Consider the following 11,803-nt stretch of genomic DNA (forward strand, 5'->3'; position numbering starts at 1 on the left):
TTAATCTCCCGCGATATGTGACAGGGCCCCGGACGCAAGGAGCGCCGCCAAAGCTTGCGTAATGTCGAAACCCGTGTTGGTTTCGAGCGCGGCGGCATAGGCCTGGGCAAGTGGCGTGCCGGTAAACAGTGCACGGGCGAATGCAGCCGATGCTTGGTCAATGGAAGTCACTGAGACAGCCATGTCGGGGCGCGTGATCAGTGCCGCTTCGGGGACATCGAATATTTCTTCCACGGGCGGCATCGGTGCATCCGCTCGGTTGGCCTGCCAAATTGTAACAGCGGGATGCGAACTGACGATCAGGCGCGTGGCGGGGTGCGGCGAAAAAGTCAGGTCGTCCGCGCGGTTCAATTCGGCCATCACCTGTGCTGCCTCAAGGGTAGGCGCGTCTGCCGTGTGCAACGCCTCTAGCCACGCCCGCTCGATCCGAGCGACGTCGGCAAGATAGACGAGGTGCTGAACCGGCGGAAAAGTGTCGAGGAAGTTAGGAAAGCCTGCGCCGTGTAGGTTGAGCGACGCCGGGCGGGTGTTCTCCTGGGCATGGAACACGCGCGCCGTTGCGGCAAAGAACTCTTCGCCCACGAGGCGCTCGACCGCCGGATAGGCGTCGGCGAGCGCTTCGCCGAGGGCGCGGTGCACGTTGTTGCGGTAAACCGAGAATCGTGACGCGTCGGCGCCTGCCAACCAAGTGGGACAGGCCTCCGGATCCGCATCGTTAAGAGCCTCGGCAAAGCTATCGTGGAAACTTGTCTGGCTCATCGCTCTACTGCACGCGCTTGGGCGATGGGCCGGGCGGCGGCGTCGAGAATGCTTTGAGCTTGATGGGCCTCCGCCTGCAACGCTGCCCAGGGTGGGATGTCGTTGTCCCGTTCGATCAATGTTGCGCGTGGTCCAATGCGCGCAACGGTCCGCTCAAAAAGCGCCCACACGGGGTCGGCGACCGAGGCGCCGTGGTTGTCGATCAAGAGGCTAGGGTCAAGTGCATCGACAACATGCCCGGCAATGTGGATTTCCCCGACAAGTTCGCCGGGGATACCGTCAAGAAATGTGGCCGGATCGAAACCGAGGTTTCGCGAGCCGACATACACATTGTTGATGTCCAGCAGAAGGCCGCACCCGGTGCGCCGCGCGAGTTCGGTCAGAAACGCGATCTCTGGCATTTGGTCGTGGGGCAGGGACATGTATCGTGCGGGGTTCTCGATCAGGATCGTCCGTCCCAACGATTCCTGCGTCGCATCGACGCTGTCTACGAGGTGCGACAGGTTTTCGGCGTCGAGCGGTACCGGCAGAAGATCCGCGAGATAGCGGCCGCCGTGAGTGGTCCAGGCGAGATGTTCCGACACCAGCACCGGTTCGAATCGTTCGACCAATCGCCGAAGGGCATGGAGGTGGGCTTGGTCGACCGGTTCCGCGCCGGCCAGGGACAGTCCGACCCCGTGAAGGGAAAGAGGGTAGTTTTGTCGAAGGCTTTCGAGTTGACGCAGGCGCGGCCCACCGTCGACAAAGTAGTTCTCTGCGTGAACTTCGAACCAGCCGCGATACATGTCGCCGTCGATGGCCGCGGCATGCTGAGGCTTGAAGCTCACGCCTGCCATCGTATCGACGGCGGCGCTTGACCTCCCGGCGGATTGCTTAGGCGCGAGGGCCGGTCCGGAATCCGTCAAAGCCGGTTGACCGCTGTTGGCCATGGGAATGGAAGAAGGCGGCGCCGGATTTGCGAGCCGGCGCCGGCCCTAGGGTGTTAGATCTTCGGAAGGTCGCGATCGAGGGCCTTGAGGCTCCCCTTGATGTCGCGCCCGTCTGCAGTTTTGAGCATGGTCGCTTCGCAGGTGCCTGCGGCTACTAGCGTCCATGCATTGCCCTGATAGTCGACTTTCGAGGTGCCGGCGCACGTGGTACCCGGACCGGCGGCACAATCGTTCTTGCCGGCAAGGGAAACGCCGAAGCACTTTTCTTGTTTGCCCTGGGCAGATGCATCGTGGGCGGCGGCCATCGTGATCGCGGCGGCTACGGCTGCAGCGATAGAGAGTGCGGTCTTCATTCTCGGAATCTCCATTTGATGTTCGAACTGCCACCGCATTGGATGGCGGCGCGGCAAATTTAACCGAACGGGGCTGGCGAAGGCGTCACGGTCCTATATCTTGGAGTAACAACGCCGTGAGCCGCCATCGGCGTGGTCACAACGGAAGTTCAGGGCCGGTGACGGAACATCGCCTCAACAGAGGTTGTCTAAGTGTGGATTTTTTGCCGCCAACACCAGCACCCCGGCGTTCTATAAAACTATGAACCTAAGGAAAACTGGGCGTTTTGGCTTTGTTCCGACAAAGCTGCATCCGTCGACACGCCGATGAATTATCGTCATGCCTTCCATGCCGGCGGTTATGCCGATGTCGTCAAACACGCGGTCCTTTCGTTGATCGTGGCGTATTTGAAGCGAAAGGACGCGGCCTTCTTTGTCTTGGACAGCCATGCAGGCAGGGGTCGCTACAACCTAACGGACGGAGAGTCCGAACGTACGGGGGAAGCGCAGTCTGGAATTGCGCGGCTCTTTGCCAAAACGGACGTACCGGCGGTTCTCGCGCCCTATCTCGGCGTCGTTCGGTCGTTCCAAGAGTGTGCGAACGTACTGAAATGGTATCCTGGTTCCCCGCGGGTCGTTCGCGCATTGATGCGCCGACAGGATCGTCTGTTCGTTGCCGAACGCCATCCCGACGAAGCGGCGGCCCTAATGGCAGAGTTTTCTCGCGACCGTCAGGTCAAGGTGTTTACCATCGACGGGTATCACGCGGTGCGCTCGTTCCTCCCACCGCGCGAGCGGCGCGGCTTGGTCTTGATCGATCCGCCATTCGAATCGGCGGATGAATTCGAACGCCTAGCAGAAGCCCTCCGAGACGGGTTGGCGCGCTGGGCCACGGGCACCTTCGTGCTGTGGTACCCCATCAAGCGACCCGACGCGGTCGCGGCTTTTCTGGGTGACGTAGCCGCCGCCTGTGGCTCTCGGACGGCGATCGCGCTCGAAGTCCTCGTTTCCCAGCCAGACGGCATTCGATTGGCGGGTTGCGGCCTCGTGGTGGTCAATCCGCCCTATACGCTAAGCCGAGAAGCGGGCGCGTTCCTCCCGTATCTGGCGGACTTATTTGGCGGCGGCTACGGCGCCGAAGGCCGTGTTGTGACGCTTTGCGGGACGTGACTACCCGTCAGGGTGTCGGCTCTAGCCTAGGACGACTGCAAGCATTTCACGCGGGCCCAGGTCCGCCGGCGCTCTCGGTCGGGCCAATCGTCCACCATCTTTTGGAAGAGCGGTTCGAGCGTTTCGGTTTCGCCGGCGGCCGCAAGGGTTCCCGGCTCGGCATTGAAACCAAAGGTGCTCACGTCAGAGGTCGTACGGCGCAGCGATAGGCAAAATAGGGCCGGGATTCTGGGGGGAGATCCCGGCCCTCAGTTGAATCGTGTCGCCTTGCACTTGCCCCCCGGACGGTCACACGGAACCAGTGCGCCGTCTGTTGGGAATGTGGTGAGTCCCTTGCCCAGGTTCCACCCCGCAAATTGTGAGTGTGGAATGGTTTCAGGCGATGGCGGTGCAACCTGTGACCAACCTCCGGCCCTTGCTCAACTGAACTGTACAAGTCTTTGGTAGTCAACGATTCGCTGAGATTCTTGTGTAGAGGCGGTTGCACCTGTAGATGACGGTCGAACCGATCCGGCTGGATCGCCTATGGTGTCTTTTCATTGATCGGTGGTGGACCGAGTGTCTGAGCTTCTTCTGTTTGTTGGACTGGTTGCGCTGTGGCTTGCAATAGCGTGGGTGATCTTCCGGCGCGTCGGGTTCTTCGGCGCCCAAAAACCGCCGCGATTTTCGGTCCAGTTCGATGGCAAGCAGTTCGACAGCCGCAGCGCCGTCTACCTGATCAACGGTGTCGCGAACGCGCGCCATTTGGTGTTCGTTTTCGAAACAAAGGAGGGCACACCGTTCGTCTACCACTCCAGGGACAAAACGGTGACCGTCCTAGACGGTGAGGCCGCACTCGAGGCCTACGTGCGCAGCCACTGTGGCGGCGAAAAGGGATTGGCCAAACTTGCCCAGGTGCGCGCAAAGCAGGCGCAACGACCGTGATCGTCGAAACCGCCGGTGGGGTGAAGCTGGGATACGACGACCTCGGGTCGGTCAACGACCCGGTTGTCATCCTGATCGGTGGACTAGCAACCCAGCGAACGGTCTGGCCGGACACGTTCTGCGCACCCTTGGTCGATGCGGGGTACCGTGTCATCCGTTTCGACAACCGCGATATGGGCGAATCGACTTGGTGGAAAACGCCGTCGGGCACTGCGTTGCTTGCGCTAGTAACGAGCGATCGGTCCACGGCGCAATCGGTTCCCTACACAGTCGACGACCTTACCGATGATACAGTCGGCCTGATGGACGCCCTGTCCATCGACCGTGCCCATGTCGTGGGGATGTCGATGGGCGGGATGGTTGCGCAGTCGGTTGCGATGAGGCGTTCGGAACGGGTACTCAGCCTCGTTTCCATGATGTCGACCACCGGCAATCCCGCGCTACCGCCCGCAACGCCGGCGGCGATGGAGGCGCTCATGACGCCCCCTAAGGATCCCTACGATGCGGACTCCGTGGCAGCGTTGGCAATCTGGCAGCAGGCAATCATCGGCAGCCCGCGCTACGCCATGCCGGACGACTACGTTCGTGGTGTGGTGTCGGTGAATTTTGCCCGGGGCAACAACCCTGAAGGTGCCTTGCGCCAATGGTTGGCGTCCTCTAGCGCCGGCGATCGCCGCGTCGAGCTTGCTGCTATTCAAGTTCCAACTTTGGTACTCCATGGGAAGGACGATCCGCTCGTGCGGCCCCAAGCCGGCGAGGACACCGCACGCACAATTCCGGGTGCCCGCCTGCGTCTCATCGACGGATGGGGGCATAATATTCCACCGTCGATCGGACCCCTCCTGGCATCCGAGGTGACGGCTTTCTGGTCAAACCACAGCCAAAGGAGATCCTAATATGTCTGCACATGACTACGATTTCGACGCGATCGACGGCGGAAAGACCATCGACCTTAAGGCGTTTGCCGGGAAAACAATCTTGATCACCAACACCGCGAGTGCCTGTGGCTATACCCCTCAATACGCGGGCCTCCAGGAGCTTTGGCAGCGGTACCGCGATCGCGGCCTCGTGGTGATCGGCGTCCCGTCGAACGATTTCGGGGCGCAGGAACCTGGCACCGAGAAAGAGATTCAAACCTTCTGCGACACCCGCTTTAAGGTCGACTTCCCGATGACCAGGAAACAAACCGTCATTGGCGGCAACGCCCACCCGTTTTACCGGTGGGTGGCATCGACGGCGGGCGAAGATGCCGCGCCGAAGTGGAACTTCCACAAGTATCTGATCGGTCCGGACGGTGAGCTCGCAGGTATCTTCCCGAGTAAAGCCGACCCACTCAGCGCCGAGGTGACAAGTCAGATCGAGGATCTGTTGTAGGGCGCGCGGTCATCCGGGCCTCAGGAGAACAGGCCGCGGCGAATCAAATTCAAGCCGATCAAGACGAGTACCACCATGAGGACCCGTTCGAACGACTTTTGGTGAATGCGGCTCCTTAGGCGGGTCCCGAGAAATACGCCAGCCATGACCGGCAAAGCGGCGGCCAGCGACGCGAGCCCGTTTTCGAAGGTTAGGACGCCAACCGAGGCCAAGGTGGCGTAGAGCGTTGCCGAGGCAACAATGAACAGAAGCCCGATGGTGGTGACGAAGTCGTCTTTTTCGAGCTTGAGTGCGACCAAATACATGATCAACGGCGGTCCGAATAGATTGGACAAACCTCCAAGCAACCCGGCGACCGCGCCGACAACCGGGTTGAGAAACCGTTCGCGACGTTCGCTGATCGAGAAGCGAAACCTCACCAATTGGGTGAGCGAGAACAGGACGACGATCACGCCCAGGACGAGCGAGCCTGTCCGCAGGTCGACCGACGACAGAAACTGCGCGGCGAAGATCGTAAAGGGGACCAGCGTCAGAAGCAGTGGCCAAAAGCGACGCAACGTTTCGATTTTTTTTGTTCCCTGGAGCGCTTGGATGACGTTAGACGTCAGCACCGGGACGACCATCAACGCGATCGCGGTTGGCAGATCCAAGACCGTGGCCAGTAGCGGGACGGCGACAAGGGGAAGGCCGATCCCGAGCGTGCCCTTGACCGTTCCAGCCGCGAGGAATGTCAGAAGGCCGAGCGTGAGGGTAAGACCGCCAAGGTCTAAGAAAGTCACGGTTCCAAATTCTCGTCTGATTATTCGGTGATCGGGGGAATGCCGGTCGGCACGAGGCCTTCATGATGATGGACGATCAGCCAACGACCGTCGATTTTTCGCAAGACGTTGGTGATGCGGACGCGCCCGTTCGCTGGGTTAGGCGGCTGGTAGTTGAATTCGAGATAGTACCGGGCGATCGCCGAGTTATCCCAGGCGTTCACAACCGGTTCCTCTATTTTCAGGCTCAACGGTCCGCGTGCTTGCATTTGGGCCTGATCATCTCTGTGGAACTTCGCGCGTTCAGCCGTTCCTTGAATCAGTTGAGGTGTGAAGACGTCCCAAACCGTTACGTCGGGGTGCATGTGCGCCTCGATGCCCTCCGGACGATGCTCTTCGAAGGCGCGAAAGATGCCCGCGATCACCGCCGAAACCTCTTTCTTGATTGCTTCATTGTCCAACGCGGGGGTTCTCCTCTATGAAATTGACCGACCATTCGCCGTCGTGCCACTCGAGAATTGTAGCGCCACCGTGGGAATGCTCGTGGTAGCCGTGAATCCCGAATTTGGGATTGTGTAAGAACCAACCTGGCTTCAGCAGGCGTTTGTCATCCGGGCCGATGTCGCCCTCCAGGCAGTAAATCTCTTCGTGGACGGGATGCCAGTTCGGGCCGCGACCCTCGAAACCGCCCGGGACCTTCAAGAGCCGCGTGTCAGCGCCGGTCCGGTGGTCCTTGAACAGCACCCGTCGCTCGAACCCGGCAAGTTTGGTGCCTTTGATCTCGGGCGTGATCGGTTCGACGGCCATCGCATCGGCGAGGATAAACGCGTCTTGCGATATCTTGATCGGCCCAGGTGTAACGCGGTCGTAATGCGGCCGTTTTCCATAGATCATCACCAGCCGCGCCCCGCCGCGCGAACCGATCGGCGCAAAGGGACTGCCCGCAGGGTTGTAGAAGAAGGCCCTAGGGTTCAACACGTTGCGTCCCACATAGAAATCGCCCGAGAGAACAAACCCCTGGTGGTCGCCGCGGCCGACGTAGAACCCTCCGCTGTCCCACTCGGGCGGAATGTCGAGGATGGCGCTGCGCACACCGCCGTCGTCGAACCGACGTAGGACTCGTGCCCGCACACCGGGTGGGCCGGCACCGGGCGTGAACGGCTCCCAATCGACCGTTTCGGTGTCGAAGCAAACTGAGATATCGTCTTTGAGTTCGGATTCTGCCAATGGATTCCCCAATCGGGCGGATCATAGCAAAAATGGGTGTCGAAGTGGGGCGTGTTGCAGACAAAGTTGCTTTGGTCACCGGTGTGGGCCACCCGCTCGCCGCCGCCGCCGCCAGCGCGCTTGCCGACGAAGGGGCGCGCCTTGTCGTCGTCGATACCGAGCACGCGCCTGCCGAGCGTGCCGCTGCCGTAACGGGATTGCCATCGCCTCGGGTCATGTCGCGCGGCCATGAGCGCAGTTCCGAGACGGCATGGGGCAATCTTGTCACGTCGGTAATCGACCGCTTCGGCCGCTTGGATATCCTCGTCAACGGACCGCCGGACCTGCTCGTTAAGCCGATCCGCGAGATGACGCTTTCGGATCTGCGGGCGTTGGAAGAAGCGAACATCGTTGCCCCCTGGCTTGGCATGAAACACGCGACGGTCGCCATGCGGGCGGGCGGGGGAGGGTCGATTGTCAACCTTTCGCTTGGCCTTGCGCGGACCGGTGCGGCCGATCTATCCGGGAATTGCGCGACAGCGGCCGGTCTACGGGTCATGTCGCAAGCAGTGGCGCTGGAATGCGGTCAGAACGCCGACGGCATTCGGGTCAATTCCATCTTGGTCGACCATGCGCGCCCGCCGGACCCGGCCGAAGTCGCTGCGGCGGTGGTCTACCTTGCTTCGGACGAATCGCGTTTCATGACCGCCGGCGAGATCGCCTTCGAAGCGGCGTACTAAGGACCAAACTGTATGCGCCTTAAGGACAAAGTTGTCGTCATTACCGGCGGCACGGATGGGATCGGGCGGGGCTGCGCAATGGCCGCGGTTCGCGAGGGCGCAACCGTGGTGGTCACCGGACGCAATCGGGAACGGGGGCGCGCGACAGTCGACCTGATTGCCGCCCAGGGCAACAGCGTTCGCTACATCCAGCAGGATGTCACCAGCGAGGGCGGTTGGGATTCCTTGTTTGCGGAGGTGACGCGAGACATCGGCACCCCCGATGTGTTGGTGAACAATGCGGGGGATTGCATCCTCAAACCCCTCGCAGACTATCCGGTAGAGACACTCCGCTACATGCTGCAGATGAATATCGAGGCCTGCTTCATGGGCACCCAGCGCGCGCTGAAAGCGATGGGCGCGGCGGGTGGCGGATCGATCGTCAACATGTCGTCGGTCGCGGGCCTGAAGGGCGGTGCGAACGGATCAGCCTACGGTGCAAGTAAGGCCGGCATGACGCTGTTTTCAAAAGCCGCGGCGTTAGAGGGCAAGCAAGATCGCGTGCGCGTCAATTCGGTGCACCCCGGACTGATCTGGGGCGACGGCGTTGTCGACAGTATGGGCGAAGAGGGTGCCGCGAAATTCCGCGAGATGATTGTAGGTCGCACGCCGCTGAAAATGGTTGGCGCGCCGGAGGACATCGCTGGGATCGTGGTGTTCCTCGCCTCCGACGAATCGGCGCACGTCACCGGCACCGATATCGTTGTCGACGGCGGCTACATGGCTGTCTAGGTCCAGCCTAAGCCATTGTAATCACGACTTTTCCGGGCCGTTCGTCGCCTACTTTCGCGGCCAACGCACAGGCCTCCGCGGCTTGATCCAAGGAAAACACGCCGGCGATTTGGGCGCTCAACGTTCCGTCGGCAATCAGGTTGGCAAGTTCGCGGTACATGGCCGCGATTTCTGAAGGCTCATGGCGGGTGAACTCGCGCACCGTGTAGAAACCGCGCAACCGGATGTCCCGCAAAAATACCATGTCGGGGGGGAGTTTGCATGGCTCGCCGGACAACATGCCGTAGGACAAGACCGTGCCGCCGTCAGCCAGGCATTCGCCCAGGCGGGTCGTTGCGTCGCCGGCGATCGCATCGATCGCCAATCGGATCGATGCGCCGTTCGTTGCGGCACGAACACGGTCGGCCAGGTCGGGACCATCGACGAGGACCACATCCGCGCCTGCATCGCGCAAAGCGGGGGCAAGGGAGTCGCGCCGGACGACGTTGACGGTTTTTATTCCGCGCATGTGCGCGAGCTTGATCAGATAGACCCCGCAGCTCGAGTTGGCCGCGTTCTGAATGACCCAGTCGCCGGGCTTCAAATCGCCATAGTCGGAGAGCATCAGGTATGACGTAGGTGGATTGATGGGCAACAGGGAAAGCTGGACGGCGTCGCCCTCGGGTGCTGGCATCAAGACACTCTCGCTCGCCACGAGTTCCTCACGCCACGCGCCGCACGCCATCGGCAGAAACACGCGATCGCCAACGGAAAATGTTGAGGCGCCTGGCCCAAGTTGGATAACCCGCCCGATGCCCTCGAACCCCGGAACTGCCGGCAGCGGAAACGTTCGGAAGTTTGGCTCGCCGGTGATGCATTTGAGGTCGGCGATGTGGACCGGTGCGGCTTCGATCCGGATCGTCACTTCGCCGTCGCCCATTGGTGGGCAGTCTTCCTCGCGGATATCGAGAACTTTTCCGGGATCGCCGTAGTCGGCGTAGCGGGCAACTTTCATCGGGCAACTTCCATGATGTTTCCAATGCGTCGTATCGGTTGAGTTAAACTCAGGGCCGGTCGGAAGGAAAGAGCGGAGGAGCATCGTCGTGGCCGAAGAATTGGAGAACCATGCGCTCAACGCGATGGCGGCGGTCGTCGGGCCGGCGCACGTGCGTCGCGACACCGGAACCTGCCGCTACTTCGCGAGCGACCTTTTCTTCGAGCCGAGCTTCCCGCCGGCGGCAGTGGTTTCCCCCGGCACGCGCGACGAGGCCGCGCACATTGTGCGCATTGCCGCGCAAGAAAGCGTCTCGGTCGTGCCCCGTGGCGGCGGTCTGTCCTATACCGGCGGCTACGTTCCCCAGGATAGTCGCAGCATCGTGCTCGATACGACCCGCCTGACCCGTATCATCGAGGTCAACGAAGAGGATCACTTCGTCACCGCCGAAGCAGGCGTCACCTGGCAAACGCTCGACGAGGTGGCCGCACCGCACGGGCTTCGCATCCCGCATTTCGGTCCGGCGACCGGGCGGGTTTCCACAATCGGCGGCGGTTTGTCGCAAAACACGGTTCTTTTCGGTTCAGCGCAATACGGCACTGCGGCGGACCAAGTGTTGGGGCTCGAGGTGGCGCTCGCCGACGGGTCGCGCATTCAGACCGGATCGGGCGCGATCGTCGGCGGGTCGCCGTTCTTCCGCTATCACGGCCCCGATCTTGCGGGTCTTTTCCTGGGCGATGGCGGCGCCCTTGGCGTCAAACTCGCGGCAACCATGCAGTTGATGCCCCGTCCGGCGTCAATCGATTTCCTGTCGTTCTCGTTTCCGACCTTCGAGGCGATGGTTGCCGCAGCCTGCGAAATCGGTCGCAGCCGGGCCGCCGCCGATGTAATGGGCGTGGGCACCTATGTTCCGCCCGGTCGTGGAAAACTCGATCAAGCCCCAGCCATCCATGTTGCCGTCGAGGGGCACTCGTCCGCCGATGTGGCGTACCGACTCGACCAAGTGCGGCGGATCGCCGCCCACCAGGGCACCGAGATCGCCCCCGGCGTGCCGACCTTTCTGCGCGCACGACCCTTTGACTTTGTCACAAGCCTTTTGGCCGAAGATGGACGGTTGCAGGCCTGGACTCATGGGGTCGTTCCGTTTTCGCGGGCGCTCCACGTCCTTGGCGCTGTCACCGCGTTTTTCAATGCGGAAGCGCCACGCCTAGAGGGGAACGGAATCGGCGTGACGATCACCGTTGCGGCTGTCGGTCGCGGCCTGCTCGTGGAGCCGGTCCTCCGCTGGTCCGACCGACCGCGCCAGATCCATCTCGCTGGGCTCGGCGGCGCAGCGGAGTCCTGGTCCGGCGAACCCGATACGGTGGCAGGAGACGCCGTGGTTCATTTGAGGCAGGGGTTACGGGACCTTTTTCGCCGCGAGGCGGCGGTACACCTGCAAATCGGCAAATTCTATGCGTACCGCGAGGGTTTGATCGACGACACGGACGGCTTGCTGATGCGGCTGAAACACGCCCTCGATCCGCACGATCGAATGAACCCAGGTGCTTTAGGGTTGGGCTAGAAAAGCGGGGCGGCACCGAGGCGCCGCCCCACCCAAGCCTCCCAACTCGGGCCATGTCGTCCCGCCTGCATCGATCCTCGTTGGGGATTGGGGCGAGAATGCGGCTGTTGGCCCTGTGGTCCAAGGTGGCGCGGTAAGCCGCCGATCTTCTATGCTCCCGGGCAACCCCTCGCTCGGTTCACGTTTTGGAGACATCGCGCCATGACCAAAATCCTAGTCAGTCCGGACAAACCGGACGGTTTGAAGCTGGATGCAGCTTTGGAGGTGTTGAGGGGCGACCTGATGCAGAGATGTGCCCACATT

General features: G+C 61.7%; 16 protein-coding genes (1 of these 16 running past the window's edge). 8 read left to right on the forward strand and 8 right to left on the reverse strand.

Annotated elements, in window-relative coordinates:
• The 3 genes from RID42_10260 to RID42_10270 all read right to left on the reverse strand — a co-directional run bounded on the left by RID42_10260 (position 1) and on the right by RID42_10270 (position 2,041).
• The gene (locus tag RID42_10260) at positions 1 to 759 is read right to left on the reverse strand and encodes a DNA-binding domain-containing protein (GenBank protein ID MEQ8248054.1); all 759 of its coding nucleotides are present in this window, start codon (positions 757 to 759) and stop codon (positions 1 to 3) included.
• Positions 756 to 1,595, reverse strand: coding sequence for a DUF692 domain-containing protein (locus RID42_10265; protein ID MEQ8248055.1), 840 nt, complete (start codon positions 1,593 to 1,595; stop codon positions 756 to 758). Before RID42_10265 ends, RID42_10260 begins: the two co-directional genes overlap by 4 nt.
• A 146-nt stretch (positions 1,596 to 1,741) precedes the next feature.
• Positions 1,742 to 2,041: a DUF2282 domain-containing protein gene (locus RID42_10270; protein MEQ8248056.1), complete on the reverse strand. Its 300-nt coding sequence runs from the start codon at positions 2,039 to 2,041 to the stop codon at positions 1,742 to 1,744.
• A 306-nt stretch (positions 2,042 to 2,347) separates the two neighbouring features.
• Between RID42_10270 and rlmJ the strand changes: the two genes are divergently transcribed.
• Positions 2,348 to 3,190, forward strand: coding sequence for a 23S rRNA (adenine(2030)-N(6))-methyltransferase RlmJ (gene rlmJ, locus RID42_10275; protein MEQ8248057.1), 843 nt, complete (start codon positions 2,348 to 2,350; stop codon positions 3,188 to 3,190).
• A gap of 26 nt (positions 3,191 to 3,216) precedes the next feature.
• On the opposite strand, the gene RID42_10280 is transcribed toward rlmJ, so the two are convergent.
• Positions 3,217 to 3,372, reverse strand: coding sequence for a hypothetical protein (locus tag RID42_10280; GenBank protein ID MEQ8248058.1), 156 nt, complete (start codon positions 3,370 to 3,372; stop codon positions 3,217 to 3,219).
• Between the two features lie 376 nt (positions 3,373 to 3,748).
• Here RID42_10280 and RID42_10285 point away from each other — a divergent pair, with 376 nt between their 5' ends.
• From RID42_10285 to RID42_10295, 3 genes are read left to right on the forward strand one after another with little or no spacing between them, the layout of a single operon-like run.
• Positions 3,749 to 4,114 (forward strand): hypothetical protein, encoded by a 366-nt coding sequence (locus RID42_10285; GenBank protein ID MEQ8248059.1) that lies wholly within the window; start codon positions 3,749 to 3,751, stop codon positions 4,112 to 4,114.
• Positions 4,111 to 5,010 (forward strand): alpha/beta hydrolase, encoded by a 900-nt coding sequence (locus RID42_10290; protein MEQ8248060.1) that lies wholly within the window; start codon positions 4,111 to 4,113, stop codon positions 5,008 to 5,010. Before RID42_10285 ends, RID42_10290 begins: the two co-directional genes overlap by 4 nt.
• A 1-nt stretch (position 5,011) precedes the next feature.
• A complete protein-coding gene (locus RID42_10295) occupies positions 5,012 to 5,488 on the forward strand; it encodes a glutathione peroxidase (protein ID MEQ8248061.1) in 477 nt (158 codons plus the stop codon).
• A gap of 20 nt (positions 5,489 to 5,508) precedes the next feature.
• On the opposite strand, the gene RID42_10300 is transcribed toward RID42_10295, so the two are convergent.
• From RID42_10300 to RID42_10310, 3 genes are read right to left on the reverse strand one after another with little or no spacing between them, the layout of a single operon-like run.
• Complete coding sequence (locus RID42_10300; GenBank protein MEQ8248062.1) at positions 5,509 to 6,267, reverse strand: sulfite exporter TauE/SafE family protein; 759 nt, start codon at positions 6,265 to 6,267, stop codon at positions 5,509 to 5,511.
• 20 nt (positions 6,268 to 6,287) lie between these two features.
• A complete protein-coding gene (locus RID42_10305; GenBank protein ID MEQ8248063.1) occupies positions 6,288 to 6,707 on the reverse strand; it encodes a nuclear transport factor 2 family protein in 420 nt (139 codons plus the stop codon).
• Positions 6,697 to 7,473 carry a hypothetical protein gene (locus tag RID42_10310; GenBank protein MEQ8248064.1) on the reverse strand — a complete coding sequence of 259 codons (777 nt, stop codon included), beginning with the start codon at positions 7,471 to 7,473 and terminating at the stop codon, positions 6,697 to 6,699. Before RID42_10310 ends, RID42_10305 begins: the two co-directional genes overlap by 11 nt.
• Here RID42_10310 and RID42_10315 point away from each other — a divergent pair.
• Both RID42_10315 and RID42_10320 read left to right on the forward strand, forming a co-directional pair.
• Positions 7,473 to 8,192 carry an SDR family oxidoreductase gene (locus tag RID42_10315; GenBank protein MEQ8248065.1) on the forward strand — a complete coding sequence of 240 codons (720 nt, stop codon included), beginning with the start codon at positions 7,473 to 7,475 and terminating at the stop codon, positions 8,190 to 8,192. The genes RID42_10310 and RID42_10315 overlap by 1 nt on opposite strands.
• 12 nt (positions 8,193 to 8,204) lie before the next feature.
• A complete protein-coding gene (locus tag RID42_10320) occupies positions 8,205 to 8,963 on the forward strand; it encodes an SDR family oxidoreductase (GenBank protein MEQ8248066.1) in 759 nt (252 codons plus the stop codon).
• 7 nt (positions 8,964 to 8,970) lie between these two features.
• Here the strand turns inward: RID42_10320 and RID42_10325 are convergent, their stop codons facing one another.
• Positions 8,971 to 9,957, reverse strand: a complete 987-nt coding sequence (locus RID42_10325) for a zinc-dependent alcohol dehydrogenase family protein (GenBank protein ID MEQ8248067.1) — start codon at positions 9,955 to 9,957, stop codon at positions 8,971 to 8,973.
• Positions 9,958 to 10,045: 88 nt separating this feature from the next.
• Here RID42_10325 and RID42_10330 point away from each other — a divergent pair, with 88 nt between their 5' ends.
• Positions 10,046 to 11,500, forward strand: coding sequence for an FAD-binding oxidoreductase (locus RID42_10330; protein MEQ8248068.1), 1,455 nt, complete (start codon positions 10,046 to 10,048; stop codon positions 11,498 to 11,500).
• Between the two features lie 201 nt (positions 11,501 to 11,701).
• Positions 11,702 to 11,803, forward strand: partial view of a histidine kinase gene (locus tag RID42_10335; protein MEQ8248069.1) — the 5' portion only. It continues 123 nt past the right edge of the window; 102 of the gene's 225 nt are visible here — the first part of the coding sequence; it begins with the start codon at positions 11,702 to 11,704; the stop codon falls past the right edge of the window.

This window comes from Alphaproteobacteria bacterium (genome assembly GCA_040216735.1).
In the GTDB taxonomy this organism is placed as follows: domain Bacteria; phylum Pseudomonadota; class Alphaproteobacteria; order SHVP01; family SHVP01; genus CALJDF01.